This window comes from Sinorhizobium sp. CB7 (genome assembly GCF_041357635.1).
Lineage (GTDB): Bacteria > Pseudomonadota > Alphaproteobacteria > Rhizobiales > Rhizobiaceae > Rhizobium.
Genome location: NZ_JAULLL010000008.1, coordinates 220,245 through 239,772 on the forward strand (window position 1 = coordinate 220,245; position 19,528 = coordinate 239,772).

The 19,528-nt window shown below is 58.0% G+C and carries 18 protein-coding genes; 6 read left to right on the top strand and 12 right to left on the bottom strand.

What is annotated here, in order from left to right; all coding sequences use genetic code 11:
• The first annotated feature begins 108 nt into the window (after nucleotides 1–108).
• The 3 genes from mltG to gmk are packed head-to-tail and all read left to right on the top strand — an operon-like array spanning nucleotide 109 to nucleotide 2,909.
• Nucleotides 109–1,338: an endolytic transglycosylase MltG gene (gene mltG / locus AAE029_RS17015; RefSeq protein WP_371074045.1), complete on the top strand. Its 1,230-nt coding sequence runs from the start codon at nucleotides 109–111 to the stop codon at nucleotides 1,336–1,338.
• Between the two features lie 14 nt (nucleotides 1,339–1,352).
• Complete coding sequence (locus AAE029_RS17020) at nucleotides 1,353–2,243, top strand: YicC/YloC family endoribonuclease (RefSeq protein ID WP_371074166.1); 891 nt, start codon at nucleotides 1,353–1,355, stop codon at nucleotides 2,241–2,243.
• 3 nt (nucleotides 2,244–2,246) lie between these two features.
• A complete protein-coding gene (gene gmk / locus AAE029_RS17025; protein WP_371074046.1) occupies nucleotides 2,247–2,909 on the top strand; it encodes a guanylate kinase in 663 nt (220 codons plus the stop codon).
• Between the two features lie 143 nt (nucleotides 2,910–3,052).
• Here gmk and rsmA read toward each other — a convergent pair whose 3' ends face one another.
• From rsmA to AAE029_RS17060, 7 genes are all read right to left on the bottom strand, one after another.
• Nucleotides 3,053–3,880, bottom strand: coding sequence for a 16S rRNA (adenine(1518)-N(6)/adenine(1519)-N(6))-dimethyltransferase RsmA (rsmA, locus tag AAE029_RS17030; RefSeq protein WP_371074047.1), 828 nt, complete (start codon nucleotides 3,878–3,880; stop codon nucleotides 3,053–3,055).
• Nucleotides 3,880–4,905, bottom strand: a complete 1,026-nt coding sequence (gene pdxA, locus AAE029_RS17035) for a 4-hydroxythreonine-4-phosphate dehydrogenase PdxA (RefSeq protein WP_371074048.1) — start codon at nucleotides 4,903–4,905, stop codon at nucleotides 3,880–3,882. Before pdxA ends, rsmA begins: the two co-directional genes overlap by 1 nt.
• A 9-nt stretch (nucleotides 4,906–4,914) precedes the next feature.
• Nucleotides 4,915–5,865: a peptidylprolyl isomerase gene (locus AAE029_RS17040; RefSeq protein ID WP_371074167.1), complete on the bottom strand. Its 951-nt coding sequence runs from the start codon at nucleotides 5,863–5,865 to the stop codon at nucleotides 4,915–4,917.
• A 203-nt stretch (nucleotides 5,866–6,068) separates the two neighbouring features.
• Nucleotides 6,069–8,417 (bottom strand): LPS-assembly protein LptD, encoded by a 2,349-nt coding sequence (locus tag AAE029_RS17045; RefSeq protein ID WP_371074049.1) that lies wholly within the window; start codon nucleotides 8,415–8,417, stop codon nucleotides 6,069–6,071.
• Complete coding sequence (gene lptG, locus AAE029_RS17050) at nucleotides 8,417–9,505, bottom strand: LPS export ABC transporter permease LptG (protein WP_371074050.1); 1,089 nt, start codon at nucleotides 9,503–9,505, stop codon at nucleotides 8,417–8,419. The genes AAE029_RS17045 and lptG overlap by 1 nt, the downstream gene beginning before the upstream one ends.
• Nucleotides 9,502–10,680 (bottom strand): LptF/LptG family permease, encoded by a 1,179-nt coding sequence (locus AAE029_RS17055; protein ID WP_371074051.1) that lies wholly within the window; start codon nucleotides 10,678–10,680, stop codon nucleotides 9,502–9,504. The genes lptG and AAE029_RS17055 overlap by 4 nt, the downstream gene beginning before the upstream one ends.
• Before the next feature lie 111 nt (nucleotides 10,681–10,791).
• Nucleotides 10,792–11,568 (bottom strand): phosphatase PAP2 family protein, encoded by a 777-nt coding sequence (locus tag AAE029_RS17060; protein ID WP_371074052.1) that lies wholly within the window; start codon nucleotides 11,566–11,568, stop codon nucleotides 10,792–10,794.
• 198 nt (nucleotides 11,569–11,766) lie between these two features.
• Here AAE029_RS17060 and AAE029_RS17065 point away from each other — a divergent pair, with 198 nt between their 5' ends.
• Nucleotides 11,767–13,257 (top strand): leucyl aminopeptidase, encoded by a 1,491-nt coding sequence (locus AAE029_RS17065; protein WP_371074053.1) that lies wholly within the window; start codon nucleotides 11,767–11,769, stop codon nucleotides 13,255–13,257.
• A 21-nt stretch (nucleotides 13,258–13,278) separates the two neighbouring features.
• Entirely contained in the window at nucleotides 13,279–13,728 is a 450-nt protein-coding gene (locus AAE029_RS17070) for a DNA polymerase III subunit chi (RefSeq protein WP_371074054.1), read from the top strand.
• Between the two features lie 3 nt (nucleotides 13,729–13,731).
• Here the strand turns inward: AAE029_RS17070 and AAE029_RS17075 are convergent, their stop codons facing one another.
• The 3 genes from AAE029_RS17075 to AAE029_RS17085 all read right to left on the bottom strand — a co-directional run bounded on the left by AAE029_RS17075 (nucleotide 13,732) and on the right by AAE029_RS17085 (nucleotide 17,712).
• The gene (locus AAE029_RS17075; protein WP_371074168.1) at nucleotides 13,732–14,421 is read right to left on the bottom strand and encodes a polysaccharide deacetylase family protein; all 690 of its coding nucleotides are present in this window, start codon (nucleotides 14,419–14,421) and stop codon (nucleotides 13,732–13,734) included.
• 278 nt (nucleotides 14,422–14,699) lie between these two features.
• On the bottom strand, nucleotides 14,700–16,589 hold the full coding sequence (locus tag AAE029_RS17080) for an ABC-F family ATP-binding cassette domain-containing protein (RefSeq protein WP_371074055.1): 1,890 nt from the start codon (nucleotides 16,587–16,589) through the stop codon (nucleotides 14,700–14,702).
• Between the two features lie 76 nt (nucleotides 16,590–16,665).
• A complete protein-coding gene (locus AAE029_RS17085; RefSeq protein ID WP_371074056.1) occupies nucleotides 16,666–17,712 on the bottom strand; it encodes a GGDEF domain-containing protein in 1,047 nt (348 codons plus the stop codon).
• 218 nt (nucleotides 17,713–17,930) lie between these two features.
• Here AAE029_RS17085 and ndk point away from each other — a divergent pair, with 218 nt between their 5' ends.
• Nucleotides 17,931–18,353: a nucleoside-diphosphate kinase gene (gene ndk / locus AAE029_RS17090; RefSeq protein ID WP_371074057.1), complete on the top strand. Its 423-nt coding sequence runs from the start codon at nucleotides 17,931–17,933 to the stop codon at nucleotides 18,351–18,353.
• Nucleotides 18,354–18,428: 75 nt separating this feature from the next.
• On the opposite strand, the gene AAE029_RS17095 is transcribed toward ndk, so the two are convergent.
• The gene (locus AAE029_RS17095) at nucleotides 18,429–18,935 is read right to left on the bottom strand and encodes a hypothetical protein (RefSeq protein ID WP_371074058.1); all 507 of its coding nucleotides are present in this window, start codon (nucleotides 18,933–18,935) and stop codon (nucleotides 18,429–18,431) included.
• Complete coding sequence (locus AAE029_RS17100) at nucleotides 18,932–19,483, bottom strand: CGNR zinc finger domain-containing protein (RefSeq protein WP_371074169.1); 552 nt, start codon at nucleotides 19,481–19,483, stop codon at nucleotides 18,932–18,934. Before AAE029_RS17100 ends, AAE029_RS17095 begins: the two co-directional genes overlap by 4 nt.
• Between the last annotated feature and the right edge of the window lie 45 nt (nucleotides 19,484–19,528).

Here is a 19,528-nt window from a genome sequence, read left to right on the forward strand (position 1 = left end):
TTCTGACCCTCCGGCCAAGGAGACGGTGCGCGTCGCGCATTGCCTCCTGTACCTGTTTTTGCCGCATTGCTTGGTAAAAAATGCAATGCCAATTGAAGAGGATTGCTGGTGAGCGACACGAACAACGGAATCCCGAACGGACAGGAGGGCCAAGCGGCGCAGAAGGGACCGATTATCCCCAAGTCTGCCAGCGAAGCCCTGCGCCCGGAGCGTGTTCCTGAGCCGCCACGCCGCTCGAAGAAGGCCCGCAGCCAGATGGTCATCTTCCTCAACTTCGTCATGACCATGACGGTTCTCGTCTGCGCGGTCGCCCTCATCGGCGTCTATTACGCCATATCCACCTATCAGAACCCGGGGCCCCTGCAGACCAACACCAATTTTATCGTACGCGATGGGGCCGGCATTACGGAAATCGCATCCAACCTGGAGCGGAACGAGATCATTTCCGACGCTCGCATCTTCCGTTATGTGACGGAGACTCGTCTGGGCGCTGGCGAGACGCTGAAGGCGGGCGAGTATGAAATCAAGGCCCGTGCGTCCATGAAGGACATCATGGAACTGCTGAAATCGGGAAAATCGATCCTCTATTCCGTCTCTTTCCCGGAAGGCTTGACGGTCCGGCAGATGTTCAAGAGGCTTGCCGACGATCCGATTCTCGAAGGCGAATTGCCGGCGGACTTGCCGCTGGAAGGGAGCCTGCGGCCGGAAACCTACAAATTCACCCGTGGTACGAAACGGGTGGAAATCGTCCAGCAGATGATCGCCGCCCAGCAGAAGCTCGTCGATCAGATCTGGGAAAAGCGCGACCCTGGTCTTTCGATCCCGAGCAAGCAGGAACTGGTTGTCCTCGCGTCCATCGTCGAGAAGGAAACCGGCATCCCCGACGAGCGTGCGCATGTCGCTTCGGTTTTTTTGAACCGCCTCGGCAAGGGCATGCGGCTGCAATCCGATCCGACGATCATCTATGGTCTCTTCGGCGGCGATGGAAAACCTGTTGATCGGCCGATCTATCAGTCCGACCTGAAGAAGGACACACCCTACAACACCTATCTCATCAAAGGTCTGCCGCCGACCCCGATCGCCAATCCGGGCAAGGATGCACTGGAGGCAGTCGCCAATCCCTGGAAGACGCAGGATCTCTACTTCGTGGCCGACGGAACGGGCGGGCATGTCTTCGCCGCAACGCTCGAAGAGCATAATGCAAATGTGAAGCGCTGGCGTGAGGTTGAAGCCCAGAAGGGGATCGATCCGGATATAGCTGTTGACGGTCAGCCAGAAGCGCTACCGAGCAGCACCGGCGGTTCTCAGAATTCTCAGAAGAAGAGACGGATCAACTGATTTTGGGAGGTATGATGGCTTTGCTGCAGTCCATGACCGGCTTTGCCAGACGCGAAGGCACGAGTGGGCGCTATCGTTGGGCCTGGGAACTGCGTTCGGTCAACGGCAAGGGTTTGGATCTGCGTCTGCGCCTGCCACCCGGTCTGGAGCGGCTGGAAGCCGATGTGAGACGCCTCGCGGCGGAATATTTCAGCCGTGGCAATCTTCAGGTGGCGCTTTCGCTCACGGCAAGCGACAATCGTTTCGAAGCCGTGCTCAATCAGGAAGCGCTGACCGCAATCCTCGCCATGCGCAGCCAGTTGGATGGCCTGATCGATCCCGCGCCGCTTCGTCTCGACACGCTGCTTTCGCTTCGCGGTATCGTTGAATTCCGCGAGGCTGAAGAGGGTGAGGAGGTTTTAGCGGAGCGCGATGCCGAGATCATGGCTGGTTTCGTCGCCGCTCTTGTTGATCTGCGTTCCATGCGTCAGCAGGAAGGCGGAGCGCTGAGCGAGATCCTGCGTGGTCATATCGCGACGATAGAACGGCTGACGCTGGCTGTGGAGGGCGATCCTTCCCGCTCTCCGCAGGAGATCGCTGCAAGGCTTGCGGCTCAGATTGCCGTTCTGATGGATGGCATGCCGGGTCTCGATCGCGAGCGCCTGCATGCCGAAGCGGCATTGCTGGCGACGAAGGCGGATCTGCGCGAAGAGATCGATAGGCTGAAGGCGCATGTCGCCGCTGCCCGGGAATTGCTGGCGAAAGGCGGTCCCGCAGGCCGGAAGCTCGATTTTCTTGCACAGGAATTTAACCGCGAATCGAATACCATCTGTTCGAAATCCAATGCAGCCGCCGTCACCTCGGCCGGCATTGAGTTGAAGGTCGTCATAGATCAGTTCCGCGAGCAGGTTCAGAATTTGGAGTAAGGCATGAAGCCGGCGACACCATCGCCTATCAAGATTGCGCGCCGAGGCTTGATGCTGGTGATTTCTTCGCCGTCCGGCGCAGGAAAGTCGACAATTGCGCGAAATCTCCTCGAAGCTGACAAGCAGATAAGCCTGTCCGTTAGCGTGACGACACGGCAGCGCCGGCCGAGCGAAATCGAGGGCATCCACTACCATTTCGTCTCGCTACGCGAATTCGAGCGCCTTCGCGATTCCGATTCCTTGCTGGAATGGGCTGAAGTGCATGGCAATTTTTACGGGACGCCACGCGAACCCGTGGAGATTGCCATGGGCGAGGGGCGAGATATGTTGTTCGATATCGACTGGCAGGGCGCCCAGCAGCTTCAGGAAAAGATGTCCGCCGATGTCGTATCGGTTTTTGTCCTTCCGCCGACGATGACGGAATTGCAATCACGGCTGCATCGGCGCGCCGAGGATACGGAAGAAGTGATCGCCACCCGCCTCGCCAATTCTTGCGCCGAGATCGGGCATTGGCGCGAGTATGACTATGTCATCGTCAATGATGATCTGGACGCTGCCTTCAACGCGGTTCAATCCATCGTCAACGCGGAGCGGCTGCGCCGCGATCGCCGGCACGGGATGTTCGATTTCGTGCGTGGGCTTCTCGACGAAAAGCCAAGACTCTGAGTTCGCAAGCTTGAGCAGCTTAATGAGAGTTGAACCACTCTCTAGAGCAATTCCAGGAAAAGTGCGAAGCGGTTTTCCGTCCGGAATTGCGTAAAAACAAAAGCTTGGAGCGGTTCTGCGATTCCATGAAAAGCTGAAACGCTCTAAAGGCAGTTCGCCAACCTGCAAAATTCCTCGACGGAAAGCGTTTCCGCGCGTCGCATGGGATCGATGCCGGCCTTTCCAAGCAACGTTTCGCCGCCGAGCGATTTGAGGCTCTGACGCAGCATTTTTCGGCGCTGGCCGAACGCGGCCTGAGTCACCTTCTCGAGATTGCCGACGAAACAGGGGATGGGATTTTCCCTCGGCGTCAGATGGACGACCGTGGACGTAACCTTTGGCGGCGGCGTGAAAGCTTGTGGCGCGACGTCGAAGACCATGCGGGCTTCGGTACGCCAGCCACAAAGAACGCCTAGCCGGCCATAATGGTCGTCGTTTTCAGCGGCGACAATGCGTTCGCCTACTTCCTTCTGGAACATCAGTGTCATCGACTGCCAAAAGGGCGGCCAATTTCTCGTCAGGATCCAATTGACGAGGAGTTGCGTGCCCACATTGTAGGGAAGGTTTGCGATGATCTTCACAGGGCCGCCCGACGTCAGGCTTTCCAGATCGGTCTTCAACGCGTCGCCTTCGATCACATCCAGCCGCTCGGGATAATGGGCGGCGATTTCGGCCAGTGCCGGAAGGCAGCGCTGATCGCGCTCAATCGCTATCACTTTTCGCGCACCGAGAGCCAGAATGGCACGCGTCAATCCTCCTGGCCCGGGACCGATTTCGAAAACGGTCGCATCGTTGAGATCGCCAGCCGTACGGGCGATCTTCTGCGTCAAATTGAGCTCAAGGAGGAAATTCTGCCCGAGCGCTTTTCGGGCATCGAGACCGTGCCGATGGATAACATCGCGCAATGGCGACAGGCCATCGAGTGCGGCCATCAGCGATGGCGCTCCGAGCCGAGACCGAGCTGGGCCGCAAGCTTGAGAGCTGCCACAAGGCTGTCTTCGCGCGCGATGCCTTTCCCGGCGATTCCGAAGGCGGTTCCATGATCCGGAGACGTGCGGATGAAGGGAAGACCGAGGGTCACGTTAACCGAGTCGTCGAAGCCGAGCGCCTTTGCGGGGATGAGCGCCTGATCATGATACATGCAGATCGCCACATCGTAACGGCGGCGCGCGTCATCATGGAACATTGTGTCGGCGGGAAGGGGACCAAAAGCGTCGATTCCCTCTGCGCGCAGAACCTGGACGGCCGGATGGATGACGGCGTCGTCTTCCTGGCCGATCGCGCCGCCTTCGCCCGCATGCGGATTGAGACCGGCGACCGCGAGCCGCGGCTGCTCGATGCCGAATCGTTGCCGCAGGTCTCGGTCGGCGATACGGCAGGTTTCGACGATAAGCTCCGACGTCAATGCGAGCGGCACGTCCTTCAGAGGAATATGGATCGTAACGGGAATCGCCCGCAGCTTAGGGCCTGCAAGCATCATCACAGGCGTGACGGGCGTGCCCGTGGCGCGAAAAGCAAGATCAGCAAGAAACTCCGTATGTCCCGGGAAGCCGAAGCCTGCTTCGTAAAGAACCGACTTGGCGATCGGATTTGTCACCACGCCAAGAGCCTCACCTTTCATGGCAAGTGAGACGGCTGTTTTGATGGCTGCGATCGTTCCGCGTGCTGTTGCTACGTGCGGTTCACCGGCGGCCACTTCGACACCGGCAGGAACCGGAAGTACCGGCAGCGCCTCTGCAAACGCGCCATATGCTCCCGCGCAGTCGGTCTGTCGCAATGGCACGTTCAAATCGAGCTGCCGCGCGCGAACGGCAAGCACATCGGGGTCGCCGATGAAAAGGAAGGGCGACAACCCAAGTTCTCGACGACGCGTCCATGCAACAAGAGTTATGTCGGGACCAACGCCCGCCGGATCTCCTTGGCTGAGTGCAAGTGGCCTGGAAAAGGATACGGCCATGGTACGAGATCAACGATAGATGATTTGCGCCTTCTGGCGCAGCTCATCGATATATTTCTTGCTGTTTTCCTCGCCTGGACCCTTTTGATCCTTCTGCTTGCCAAGATCCTCCTCGCGAAAGACCATTTCGGCGGCCACGTCATCGGAAACCTGCCTCTGCCGGCAGATGGCAAGATATTCGACGCCCTGGTTCGTCACCCGGGTGCTGGTCGTCATCCCTTTGGCGCCCTCGACCAACGGCTTCCAGTCGCTCGGCAATTCGGGTGCCAGGACGCGACCGAGGTCACGCACCGATACGTCCCGCATCGTGGCGGCAAAAACCTTGGCCTGATCGCATCCGGGATATTTCGAGCGGGAAGCTTCAGCCTCTGCCTTGCGCTTGGCCGTTATCGCGTTCTTTTTAGATTCGGGAATAACGAAGATGATCTGCTGCAGGAAATATTCCGTCGTTACCGGCTTCTGCTTGTTGTTCTCATTCATCCGCGCAACGAGATCGGCGCTGGACATGCGGGAGCTGGAACCATAGCGAGCATTGACGACGCGCGGCCAGCTCATGGAAACGGCGATGTAGCTCTTGAAGTGATCTGCCCCTACACCAGCGCGATCGAGAATCTGGCCGAGCTGATCCGTCGACATCTTGTTGTTGGCGGCAAAACGTCCATAGGCTGCATCGACGTCCTGGGTGCTTACCGACATGCGCACGCGTGCAATTTCCTGCCGCTTCAACGTCTCTTCGACAAGCTGTTCTTCGGCCGTCTTGGCGTCCGCCTTCTGACGCTGCAGGCGAAGAAAGGCAACGCGTTTGGCCACGTCTCCGCTGGTGATCGCCGCACCATTGACGACGGCCTTGACTTCGCTGGCGGCAAATGCCGGACTCCCGCCCGGCTCAGAGACAACCGCAAACACCAAGGCTGCGGCACCGGCAACAAGAGCCCGTATCGCTGTCTTTCCGGAAACCATCAACTATTACCCTCCAACGACGTGGCAGCGATCGGTCGCACTATCGCAACACACGCCGCCGCTTCGATCCTCATGCCGGTAACGTATTTCGACGTACTGTAACGGCGATGTCCTGTACAATTCTTGCGGCAAAACAATGACAATATCGCCCGCGCGGCAAATGCTCGAACTTTGGATACCATCTGCTTTGCTCTGCGATCGCCTCAATTGAAATCCGCAGTTCCGAGCTTAATGTCACCGAGCGTACGGAAAGTCAGCCTGGCGCCAATCGTCCAATCGCTCGCCGATTCGTTGAAAACGTCTCTGCTCTCGGTATAGGCGATGGTGAAAATCGTGCATTCGTCGGCATAGCTTAGGCCAATGGATTGTCTGCTTATCGCGCTGTTGTTCAGGTCCCAGGCTATACCACCGAATACGGACCAATAGTCATGGAACTTGATTGATGCGTTGGTTTGAAGTTCATCATTGTCCGTTGCCAGGCCATAGGCCGGTTGCGCGGCGATATGCGTGTAGATCAGTTGCGTGGCAAACCGGTCATTCCGGTAGCCGGCCATGGCGTCACCGCGGCGGAAATCCAGATCCTTTTCATCCAATCGATAGGACGCGGAAAGCGAAATGCCCTGAGGCGTTTCGATGCTGCCCATGCCGACATAGTCGGATGTGTCCGTTTCCAGGCCCGAATCTGCACCTACATTGACGAGATCCGGCGTCGCAAATGAATTCTGTCCCGCCAATTGATAGGATTGGCCGAAGAGGGCGCTGAGCTTATAGCCGCTGTCAAAGGTTCCGGTATAGCGGATACCGAGGTTCGCGCGCGTGCCGCCTTCGATGCGGTCATAGCCGGAGAACTTGTCGCGATCGAACAGCGTCGTCGCATCGAACACGAAACTCTGCGCGTCCTCATTCGGAAGCCCACCAGCGTTTTGCTCATCAGGCCGAACGTAGATTTGCGCGATCGGCTCGATGACGTGACTGCTGTTCTGGGTCGTCATCAGGATCGGATAGCGCGCCTCAAGACCGGCAGTTACCATCCCACGGGTTGAGCCGCCATCTTGGAACGAGCCATCGTAGGTGAAGTTCGCAGGATCAATCGAATTGGGATTGTCCATGTTCACCGACAGGGCATCCCCTCTTGCCGCCAGAAGCGGTGTCAAAAGCAGACCGCTCGGCGCAACAAAGGTGCGCTGCCATTGAACTTCGGTGGTAAGACGCGCAGTCTGCCCTGGGAGACCGCGGAACCGGTCAAAGCCATCGACGCTGAAAAGATCGTCTTCCCGGCGCGAAATATTCGTGAAATTGACGTCAGCCGACAACTCGCCACCATATACCGGCTGAGGAGCGACATAGTGATAGTCGATCACCGGATAGGTGATTGCCTGCTTCTTCTCCAGAACGTTATTGGGATCTGCGTTCTGCACATCGAAGTAATAAGCGCTCGCGTCGAAATAATTGCGCTTTCCGAGGCCGGTCAAATAGATCTCGTTTGTATGAATTGTCTGATCCAGCCCATCGAGCTTGTAGGTGCGTGAGAAGTTATTGTCGCTCTGCACCATGACATCCCAGCCGAACGTCCAGCGCGGGTTGATCTTGAACTCTGCCCTGGACGCGACCATGCCGCGGTTTTCCCGCTCTGCATCGCTAGTCCCGGGGTCAAAGGCGCCAGGATTGGCCTGACTGATTCCCGCTGCACGAAGGACATGGGTTCCGTTCTCGAAGCGCTGCCGGAATTCACCTTCAAGCAGGAAGCCCTGGTTGGTATAGCCGGTCGCATAGACTGTCGCATCCATGCTCGGCGAGATGACGTAGTAATAGGGTACCGTCAGCCCGAAACCGAGATTTTCCGAGATGCTCATGGTTGGGAAGAGAAAGCCGGATTTCCTCTTCACCGTCTGGTCAGGCACTTCGATAAAGGGGAGGAATGCGATGGAGCGACCGAGCAGCTGAAACCGCGCCTTTTCCAGGCGAATCGTATGCGTCTGTCCGTTCTGAACCACGCGCTCAGCCTTGACCTGCCAGAACGGCGGATGTTCAGGACGTTCCGCGCAAGGCAGGCACGCCGTATAGACACCCTTGTTCAGGATCATCAACGTGTCGTTCACACGCTGTCCAGTTTCTGCAACGAGGCGCGTATTGTCCGCTGTCTCGATGCGCAGTGCATTCACAAAGCCCTGTGCGAAATTGTCCGTCACATCGAGGTTGTCGGCATACATGCGGTTGCCGTCCGGACTGACCAGCTCGATGTTGCCGATCGCCATGACGCGACCTGTCTTCTGGTTGTATTCGACGCGCTGGGCCACCATCTTGTAGCCCCCATAGTTGATCTGCACGCCGCCGACCGCTGAAACGACTTGCGTATCGCGGTTGTAGATAATTTCATTGGCCGAAAGCAGCATCTTCGCCTCTTTCGGAATATTCTGTCCCAGCTGTTGCGCTGTGCTTGTCGGTTCCTGCGCATAAACGGCCGGAACACATATCAAATATGATTGTGCCGCCACGCCTGCGAGCAGGGCAACCACAAACTTCCTATTATTCTTGCGGTCGCCTACCGCCACTAGCCGTCCTCCTGATGAAGCAAAATTGTTGCCCCGAGAGCCAATGCAACGATCACTGGAACCCAGATCGCCACGAAGGGAGGAACCACTCCGCTGCTTCCGAATGCCTTAACCAGCACGGTGACCACATAAAGCACGAAGCCCGAAATGATTCCACCCAGAATCACAGAACGTGACTGGTTGAATCTACTGAATTTTAAGGACACGGTTGCAGCAATGAACGTCATCGCGATCATAAGCAGCGGCTGCGAGAGCAGAAAGTGAAACTGGGTCTCGAGCATCTTGGTCGGGATGCCAAAGGATTTCGCTGCCGCAATCCGTCCTGAAAGATCAAAAAAAGCAATGGTTTCGGGCTGGGTAAGCCGTTCCTGAACGAAATCCTGTTTCAGATTGGTGCGGACCTGCACCGTATCGTGATGAACCGCGATCTCGCCTGGCGCCCGTTCAATCACATCCTTAAGCAGCCAGTAACCATCTTCCAATTTTGCCGCGGCGGCATCCTGCCTCAGGGAGACATGGCCGGTGGAATCAAAATGGATGAATACGGCGTCCGTAAGCAGCGTTCCGTTGTCGAGAATCGAATGCGCGCCGATGATGATGTCGTCCGCTCCGCTAATCTGACGCATCCAGGGAACAATAGGCGCCTTGCGCGCCACCACCGTCGCATCTTTCCAGCTTGCTTCGAGGTTCAGCGCCTGACGCTGACCCCATGCCGCCAAAGGATTAATGGCAACCAAGGTGAGTATACCGACGATGAAGGCGCCAGCAACGAAAGGCGCCATGAATTGCCAGACGGAAATACCAGCGGCGCGGGTGACCACCAATTCATATCTGCGGTTCAGCGCAATCAGCGTCGTCATTCCCGCAAACAGCGCGATGAAGGGAACTGTCTGCTGTAAGATCAGCGGCAATCGGACGGCCGTGATAAGCAATCCCCCCAGTACGGTATAGCCGGGAAGGTCTGACATTCTTCCGGCGATTTCGCTGAAATCCACCAAGTAGGCGATCGAGCTGACGCCAAGGAAGAACCAGAAGACTGTAACCACATACCGCACGAAGAAATAGCGACTGAGCGTGCCGAAAATCATGCACTGCCTCCACTCTGCCGGCCGCCTGTCGTGAAATAACGGTTCTGAAGCCGTTGCCAGAAGTCCGAGCCCCGATCCTTCAGGGCGTTGGAAACCGGATTTCTCCTGCGGCGACCCAGCAGGAACGCCGCAATTGCACCGCTGACGACGGGAATCGCATAAAGAGCGTAGATGAAGATCGGCGCGGTCTCGATTTTGTTGGTAGCATAGAACGTCGCCCAACGTAGGATGAAGGCAAGGGTGAGGGCGATCATCATCGGATGCAGCCGTGCCTCGCGATGCGAGCGAGCGTCGCCCGCTGCCGCAAGCGCTATAAGCGCGAAGGTTGCCGGCAGCATCCAGTCCGTCAGGCGCCGGTGCAGCTCCGTAAGGTAAGTGCCGGGCCTCGCCTTGTAATCCTTGTCCTCCGGATCCGGATGCAGGAGGAAGCCGAGATCACGGTCGCTGGCGCGCAAAGTGGGATCCCCGCGGCTTTCCGTCATGTCCGAGAGGTCGAAGGCATAGGAATCGAACCGCACGACCGATACGTTTCCGTCCGGAGCTTTTCGCTGCACTTCGCCGTCCTTCATGATCAGTGACGTGCCTTTATCGTCCACAGCGCCTTCGCGGGCATAGTAGATGAGCTCGAAGCTGGGATCGCGTTCGTCGACGACGAAGAGGCCTTTCAGGATGCGGCCCGAAAGACGTTCGGAAATCTGGACATACAGCCCGTCCTCAATCTTGCGGAAGGTCTTTTCTTCGATGACCGACGACAAGAGATCGGCATAGGCCTCGGCAACCATCTGCCTTATGGCTGTTTTCGACCTCGGCTCCACGACATTGTCGACGAAGAAGGAAAAGGCGCTGGCAACTGCGGCCAGCAGCATGATGGGGCGAACAATCGTGCTGCGTCGGGCGCCGGCCGCATCGATGACGGTCAGCTCCGAATCGTTGTTCATCGCAGTCAAAGTTTGTGTGATGCCGATCACCAGCGCAAAAGGCAGGACGATCGGGATGATGGACGGCAGGATGAGTGTCGCCAGTATGGCGAAAGAACCTATCGACTGGCCGCTATCGGTGACGAGATTGATTCGCGCCAGAACCTGGGTCGTCCAGATGATTGCGAGAACAGGCAGGAGCGCGACCATGAACATCTGGCCGACGCGTCGCAGGATATATGTCTCGAGTAGGTTCATGCCTGTCCTGATCGTTCGCCCCGGAACCTCAATCCGAACAGCGTCGCTCCGGGGAAGCTTCATCTACGCTGTTTGCCGGAATATTGCGACAACCGGCTACAGAAAATTGAGTTAAATTCCGGATTTTTTTTGATGGTGTGATTTTTCCGATAGCGCCAGCAGCGCTGTGAATATGACAAGGGTCGAAAGCCAGCCGAGCGTGACATCGGAGAGGTAGTGTCCTCCGAATGCGACCCTCAAGGCCGTCATCAAAAACGAAATGGCGGCAATCGGCAGGGCGAGCGCGGACCGGGCCGGTTGCGGAATGAGGAATATCAGGCAGAAGAGCCATCCCGCCGATGCGGCCTCCCCAGAGATGAATGAGCAGTTGCCGATGCATTTTCCGGCAAAGGAGCCGGCATCCACGAACGGCAGGGGACCTCCGAATAGGTCCGTCTCGTAAGGACGCGGGCGCCCGGAAAACGCCTTCAGGATGCCATTGATCAGGAGGCCTGGTCCGATGACGAATGTTCCCAGCGCAACCTTTAGCTTACGGACCCTGGCGGCATCGAAGGTGGCGCCATGCTGCTGATAGCAGGCAAAGAGCATGACCAGGAGCACGATCGCTGTCACATAGGGCAACTGGAAGAATACCCTTCTGATGATGCGGAGCAAATGCTCGTCGCTATAGGGAAAGCTGCCGCATATTTGCTTGGCTTCATCCGTGCAGGCCGTGGCAGCAAAGAAAAGGTGCGCCGTAGCGATGTCGATCTGGGGCCAGGTATTGAAGATCGCAAGCAGCGCCCACCAGGTCCAGAAAAGCACGATAAAAGCGCCTCCGGGCGTCTCGGGCAGCTGCAGCCATTTTCTGCGGGCTTGGCGTTCTGGGTTGCGGAACACGAGTGTCACCGGAAGCATTTCCTGTCGGCGGCGGAGGCGTAAGGCGCCAGAAGACCGTTTTGCCAGCCGCATATGGCATGAATTGGGAGGGATTTGAAGGGGGACGACAATTTGGCGGGAAACATCCCGCAAAAGCTTGTATTCCCGACAGAAACCCAGAATGATTACGTTTTCAAAGTGTTCTTGCCTGTTCAAATCGGAGAAGACATGTCAACGAAGTTCGAAATTTCATTTGCCAAGTCGGCACGGCTCAGCGGCGGCTTGGCCATCCTTTTGAAGACAGCGGAAGGTGATGCTCCTGCGGGCATCGAGGCCGCCGACCCGGCAAATGTATTCGCCAAGGCGGCAAAGATAGCAAAGTTCTCTGGCAAGGCGCTGAGCAGTCTTGATCTGGTGGCTCCGGAAGGATCGCCTGTCGATCGGATCATCATCATAGGCATGGGCAAGGGCGAGGCGATAAGCGCTCACGACTGGCTGAAGACCGGCGGCAGCGCGGCGGCAAAGATCAAGGACACCGACAAGGCAGTTATCTTCATCGATACTCCCGGCGCGCAACCCAGCGCCAGAGCGGCAGCGGATTTCGCACTCGGCATGCTGATGCGAGGCTACAGCTTTGATACCTACAAGACGAAGAAGAGCGAAGAGGAGGAAAAGTCCGCTCCGAAGTCGGTGAAGGTGACAATCGTGACCGCCGATGCCGCTGCCGCGAAAAAAGCTTTTGCCGTGTCTGAGGCCGTAGCCGGCGGCGTCATCCTGGCCCGTGATCTCGTCAACGAACCGCCGAACGTCCTCGGTCCCGTCGAGTTTGCCGAGAGGGCGAAGGAACTCGAAAAGCTCGGCGTCGAGGTCGAGATTTTGACGGAGCGGGAGATGCGCCGGTTGGGCATGGGCGCGCTTCTCGGCGTCGCACAGGGCTCTGCACGGCCGCCCCGACTGGTCGTCATGCAATGGAGGGGCGGCAAGAAGGAAAAGCCGATTGCCTTCGTTGGTAAGGGTGTGGTGTTCGACACTGGCGGTATTTCGATCAAGCCTGCTGCAGGGATGGAAGACATGAAGGGCGACATGGGCGGGGCTGCGGCTGTGACCGGCCTCATTCATGTGCTCGCGGCCCGCAAGGCAGCCGTCAATGCGGTTGGCGTTATCGGGCTGGTCGAGAATATGCCTGATGGCAACGCGCAACGGCCAGGCGATATCGTGACCACTATGTCCGGCCAGACGGTCGAGATCATCAACACCGACGCCGAAGGCCGGCTGGTGCTTGGCGACGCCCTCTGGTACTGCAACGATCGATTCAAGCCGCAGTTCATGATCAATCTCGCGACGCTGACAGGGGCGATCATGGTTGCACTCGGCAACGTTCATGCCGGTCTGTTTTCCAACGACGATACACTGGCAGCGCAGTTGACAGCTGCCGGTCTGACGACCAACGAGAAGGTCTGGCGCATGCCGCTCGGCAAGGAGTATGACAAGATGATCGACAGCAAGTTCGCCGACATCAAGAATACCGGCGGACGCAACGCAGGATCGATCACCGCGGCGCACTTCCTGAAGCGCTTCGTGCAGGAGACGCCTTGGGCGCATCTCGACATTGCCGGAACCGCCATGGGATCGCCGCAGGACGAGATCAATCAGTCCTGGGGCTCGGGCTTCGGTGTGCGTCTTCTGGACGAACTTGTTCGCGCCCATTACGAAGCCTGATACGGGACATGGAAGGCGGTTTTGACCGAGGTTCTTTTCTACCATCTGACGGAATCAAAGCTTGAGGATGCGCTTCCCCCGCTGCTCGACAAAAGCGTCGAGCGCGGCTGGCGCGTTGCCGTTCAGACGAGCGAGGCGGCACGTCGGGATATGCTCGATGCTCATCTGTGGACATTTCGGGACGACAGCTTTCTTCCGCATGGAACGGACGAGGCCGAAACGGCAGAACATCAGCCGGTTCTGCTGACGATCGCGCAAGCGAATCTGAACGACGCCACCGTCCGGTTCATTGTTGACGGTGCGGAGCCGCCGCCGCTCGCAGCCTATGATCGGGTGGTCTTCATGTTTGATGGCTACGATCAGGAGCAACTGGAATCGGCGCGGGCGCAATGGAAGAGGCTGAAAGGCGAGGGGCTCAATCTCACCTATTGGCAACAGACTCCTGAAGGGCGTTGGGAAAAGAAGGCTTGAGCGTCAGTCCGCCCAAGCCACCTGCAACGGTTCATGCACAGGCTTGTAGCGCAAGGTCACGACCTTGAAGCCCTCGTTTTCGAGCCTGCTGAGGAGCGTTGGCAGCATTGCCGCCGTGCGCTGATGGATGTCGTGCATCAGGATTATGCCGCGCCCGCGTTTGTGGAGCAGATTCATTGTCCGCTGTACGACCACGATCGGCGTGGTCTTGAAATAATCCTTGCTGTCGATATCCACATCCATCACGACCAGATCACGCAGGGCGACTGCGGCGCGCAGCTTCTTGGAATCCGCAAGATAGGGAAAGCGGAAGAATGAGACATCGACACCAGTCGCCTTCGTGACGGCGTTTTCGCCACGCGTAATTTCCTTCATGGCCATGTCAAAGCTCAGCTTGTCGAGATCCGGATGGTCATAGGTGTGGCTGCCGATGGTATTGCCTTCCTCGGCCACTTTGCGGGCGGTCTCGGGATGTAACTCTGCCATCTCGCCGACCATCATGAACGTCCCTTTGACGCCAAACTTGTCGAGTGTCGCAAGGATGCGATCGGTTTTGCCCGGAGCAGGGCCGTCGTCAAACGTGAGGAGAACTTCCTTATCCTGAAGTTTCATCTCGCTCAGCGAGGAGACGGAGAGGATGCGTCCGGCAAGGTGATGGGGGTTTTCCGCATGCATCCACGCGGCCGGCTCCATCTCCACCGGATCATCGGCCTTCAGCTTCTTTGGAGCAGGTTGCGGTGTCACAAACGCGGACTTCAGCGAACTGTCGCTGGCGGGAGGTTTGGTTGTGCAGCCCGTCAAGGCGAGCGTTAGGAGAAGACTCGTGAACAATCCGCAACGGAACATGAAAAGGCGCTCGACAACAGGGAAATGACGCCGGCGAGCTTTTCCAATTTATGGTTAATGTTCGGTTTAAATTCTGTGGCAGCTGTGGGCTGCGCGGCACTTCGCCGCTCCGGCGGCTGCTGAAATTATCCGACCATGGCCTCTTCATATTCAGCGGAGAGTTCGAGCCATTGCTCCTCGGCGACGGCAAGTTTTTCCACCGCGTCCGCCCGCTGCTTGGCCTTTTCGGCAGCCTTTGCGGGCGACTTCTCGTAAAGCCCCGGATCGGCAAGCTCGCTGTCGAGAGCCTGAATCAGTTTCTCCAGTTTTCCCGTCAGGGATTCGATTTCATTGATTTTTTTCCGAAGGGGAGCAAGCGACGCACGCTTTTCGGCGTTCAGCTTGCGCTGGTCTGCCTTTGAGACCGGTTCATCCTCAGAACCGTTCCTTGCCTTCTCATCCTTCCCCTTCGGGCTCGCGACGATGAGGCTGCGATATTCTTCCATATCACCTTCGAAATTGGTGACGGTGCCGTCCTTGACGAGCCACAGCCGGTCAACGGTTGCTTCGATCAGATGTCGATCATGTGAAATGAGGATGACAGCGCCGGAATAGTCGTTCAGCGCCTGAATAAGCGCCTTTCGGCTGTCGATGTCGAGATGGTTTGTCGGCTCGTCGAGGATCAGAAGGCTCGGCGCATCGAAGGCGGAAAGGCCCATCAGCAGACGCGCCTTCTCCCCACCGGAGAGATCCTTGACCTGGGTGTCCATCTTCTCGGTCGCAAGTCCCATCTGGGCGACGCGTGCACGCACTTTGGCTTCCGGCGCTTCCGGCATCAGCCGGCGGACATGCTCGACCGCAGTCTGGTTTGGAACCAGATCGTCGAGTTGATGCTGGGCGAAGAAGCCTATCCTGAGATTCGGCGCCAATCGCACCTCGCCGCTTTCGGCGCTGAGACGGCCGGAGATGAATTTGGCGAAGGTGGATTTGCCGTTGCCGTTCGAGCCGAGCAGCGCGATGCGATCGTCCGCGTCGATGCGCAGGTTGAGGCGCTTCAGGATCGGCTTGCCTGGTTCGTAGCCGACGGCGCCGCCGCTTACTGCGATGATCGGCGAAGAGACCTGTTTTTCAGGTTCCGGAAAGTTGAAGCCCATCACATGATCTTCGACAACGGCTGCAACCGTGCCCATGCGCTCGAGCGCCTTGACGCGGGACTGTGCCTGCTTGGCCTTCGAAGCCTTGGCCTTGAAACGGTCAATGAAGCTTTGCAGATGCTTGCGCGCGGCTTCATTTTTTGCCTTGGCCTTCATTTGCAGCTCGTCCGCTTCCGCCTTCTGCCGCTCGAACTGATCGTAGGAGCCGCGATAGAAGGTCAGCTTTTTCTGGTCGAGGTGGACGATGGCGTTGACGGCCGTGTTCAGCAGATCGCGGTCGTGCGAAATGATGATGACGGTATGTGGGTAGCGGCGGATATAGTCTTCCAGCCAGAGAGTGCCTTCGAGGTCGAGATAGTTCGTCGGCTCATCCAGGAGCAGCAGGTCAGGCTCGGAAAAAAGAACCGCTGCAAGCGCCACGCGCATGCGCCAGCCGCCGGAAAAGGAGGAGGCGGGGCGTTGCTGGGCGTCATGGTCGAAACCCAGTCCCGCCAGGATGCTCGCCGCGCGAGCTTCCGCCGAATGCGCACCGATATCCGCAAGTCGGGTCTGGATCTCGGCGATCCGATGGGGATCGGTCGCCGTCTCGGCTTCCTTGAGCAGTGCCGACCGTTCCTTGTCCGCCGAAAGCACGATCTCGATCAGCGCATCTTCGGTGCCTGGCGCTTCCTGCGCCACCTGGCCGATGCGGGCGTTCTTGGGGATGGAGACCGAGCCGCCTTCTGCTCCGAAATCGCCGGTGATGATGCGAAACAGCGTCGATTTCCCGGCGCCGTTCTTGCCGACGAGCCCGGCTTTCGTGCCCGCTGGAAGCGTCACGCTGGCATGATCGATAAGGAGACGCCCGGCAACACGGGCGGAAAGGTCGGAAATCGAAATCATGGCGCGGTTTTGGCCGAAACGATCGCCGAAGGCAAGCGGTCCGATCCCGAACCGGACGGAATATGTCGCCTGCTTACTACCGCGAGAAGATCTTGATTGGCGTGCGGCGGTCGGCCTTTGCTGCCGAAAGGGCAGCTTCGCCATTCGCTTGAAGCCGCGTCGCGGTCGGCGCGTCGGCGCCGGACGCGATGCCGAGCGAAATCGTCAGTCGGCCGGGATCGGCCTTGTCCGAAGTGGCGAAGACAATATTGTCCTCGACCGCGGAGCGCAGCCGTTCGCCGATCGCAAGAGCATCCTGGATGCCGGTGCTGCCGAACAGGAAGGCGAATTCATCGTCGCCGATGTGCGCCACGAAATCGTTCTTTTTAATGGACCTGCGGAAGAGAGCAGCCAATTTCCGAAGAATTCGGTTCGTGGCCTGTGCGCCGTATCGGCCGCTGAGCTGTTCGAAATCGTCGACGCTGGCCAGCACAAGCGCGGAGCCCGCCGCTCCTTCGGCGCGGCCGTAGAGCGCCGTCAGCCGATCGGTGAGGGCGATGCGGTTCGGAAGGCCGGTCAGGCGATTGCGGAGCGTTGCGGCCCGTACTGCCGCCACCCCCTTCTCGATCATGTTCAGCTTCTCGGCACCATCGCTGAGCGTCTCGGCCAGTTCAGCCTCGGCGAGCACGAGGCCGGCGATCGCGGAATTCAGGAAATCCATTTCGGCGACGAAGGTGGCGAGGCCCTGATCCTGATCTTCCGCAAGTGAATGCGCGACATTTTCCATGGAACGGACGAAAGCCTGTTTTCGCGTGAGGCCGGTAGCGAGCTGTTCGGAGATATCGCGCAACATCTGGACAGCTTCGGTCTGGGATCTCTCCGCCGCAACGCCGCAATGACTGACGAGGCGATATTTGAGGCCCAGTTCATCAAGGCTGATCTGATGCGGGTTCGGCCCGAGCGCCGCAATATCGCGGGCGAGCTCGCCATTCTGGCCGATAATCGCCTCATGGAAAAGTTCATAGTTGCGCGGCAGGCCCGGGACATTCAATCGCGCCATATGATGGGCGATCTTCTGCATGTCGTCCATTAAGGCGGACGTGCCGCCTCGCGCAGGTGCCGCGCTTGCAGAAGAATTCCCCATGATATTCCCGATCGACTACCTATCCGTATTTTCTTTGCCATTCATACTGCGTGGCAATTAAGAACCGCTGAATCCTTCCCGCAGATGATGGCATTGAGTTCCTTGATAGACGCTCAAGACTGTGACAGCGGCGTGAAATTGCCGGATACCCCTTGTTTTCGGCCCTTGGGGCGGTTAAACACCGCCCACTTTTTCCGAAAAACCAAGGACGAGTAACCATGGCGATTGAACGCACCTTTTCGATGATCAAGCCGGATGCAACCAAGCGCAATCTAACGGGCGCCATCACCAAGATGCTGGAAGATGCGGGTCTGCGCGTCGTCGCTTCCAAGCGCGTCTGGATGAGCAAGCGCGAAGCCGAAGGCTTTTATGCGGTTCACAAGGAACGTCCTTTCTTCGGCGAACTGGTTGAAATGATGACCTCCGGCCCGACGGTCGTGCAGGTTCTCGAAGGGGAAAACGCTATCCTCAAGAACCGCGAAGTCATGGGTGCGACCAATCCGGCAAACGCCGCGGAAGGCACGATCCGCAAGGTGCATGCGCTTTCGATCGGTGAGAACTCCGTCCACGGTTCCGATGCTCCGGAAACCGCCGTTCAGGAGATTGCCTACTGGTTCGCCGAAACCGAGATCGTTGGCTGAGGCCGCCTGTCGCCTACATCGCTGAACGTATTAAATTGATCAGAGAGGCAGGCCGGGGCATTCGCTCCGGCTTTCTCATGTTGGGCAGGCAGAGTCATGTCCGTAATCGACGGTACCGTCCGCCTTGTAGACCTCCGGATTTTTCATATAGCCCGCACCGGCGACAAGCGGCTTCGTCGGCATGATCGACTGGTCCACACTGGAAATGACCTCGGTCTTGATCGTCTGCAGCGTCTCGTTGTTTACGTCGACGAGACGGATTGAAACCGCATAGGGCTTGTCCTTGCGCACACAGCGCAGATTGGGGCTTTGAAGGGTAATTTTGTCCCACAGCGGGTAGATCTTCTGCTGAAGGACGATCGGTTCACCGCCCATCGGATCTTCGAATTCCGCAACGGCTATCGCACCATCCGGGATCGGTGATGTCTTCTTGAGCGTAACCAGGTAGGTTGCAGACGCAATTCGGTAATTAAAGACGAAGAGCCGTCCCGTGAGCTCCACCATGTTCTCGGATTGCCTTTGACAGCCGCCGAGTGTGAGGCCGGCCGCCAATACCAGAAAGCTGATCCATCGGGCTGTCATGGCGCATTCTCCTGCTTCTTGCGATGATAATGCCGGTTGGCTTTGGCGCGATTGCCGCAGACCGCCATGTCGCACCAGGCGCGACTTTTGTTCTTGCTACGGTCGATGAACAACCAGCCGCAATTGCGGCATATCTTCATCCTCTCCGCATCCGGCATGGAAAGCAGCCGCAGCGTTGAATGGACCGTCGCTGTGTCGAGGCCGTCGGCCGATGCCGCACCGCGCAATGTCCGTGCCAGCGCCTCCAAAAGCGTGGCGAGCATTATATCATCGTTACGTCTCAGAACACGTGCCCTGAAATAGCGATCGGTTGCCTCGCGAAGCGCGATGAAATTCGCCCTGTTTTCGGCGGCAACCGGTTCAATATTCCCGAAAAGCGCGCGTTCGGCGCAGAATTGTGCGGCGGCGCGCGGAAAGCTGTCCAGTTGCCCTTCGGAGGCGAAGCGGTCGATGCGCGACGCCTCGTCATGGCGCAGGATGACGCTGTTTGCGACATCGAGAGCAAGCGCGCCTCCCGAAAAGCGGTGTGGTGTCCAGGAAAAGGTCATGAGGGAAATATAACTGGCAAAATGCATTTTACCAGTTATTATTTC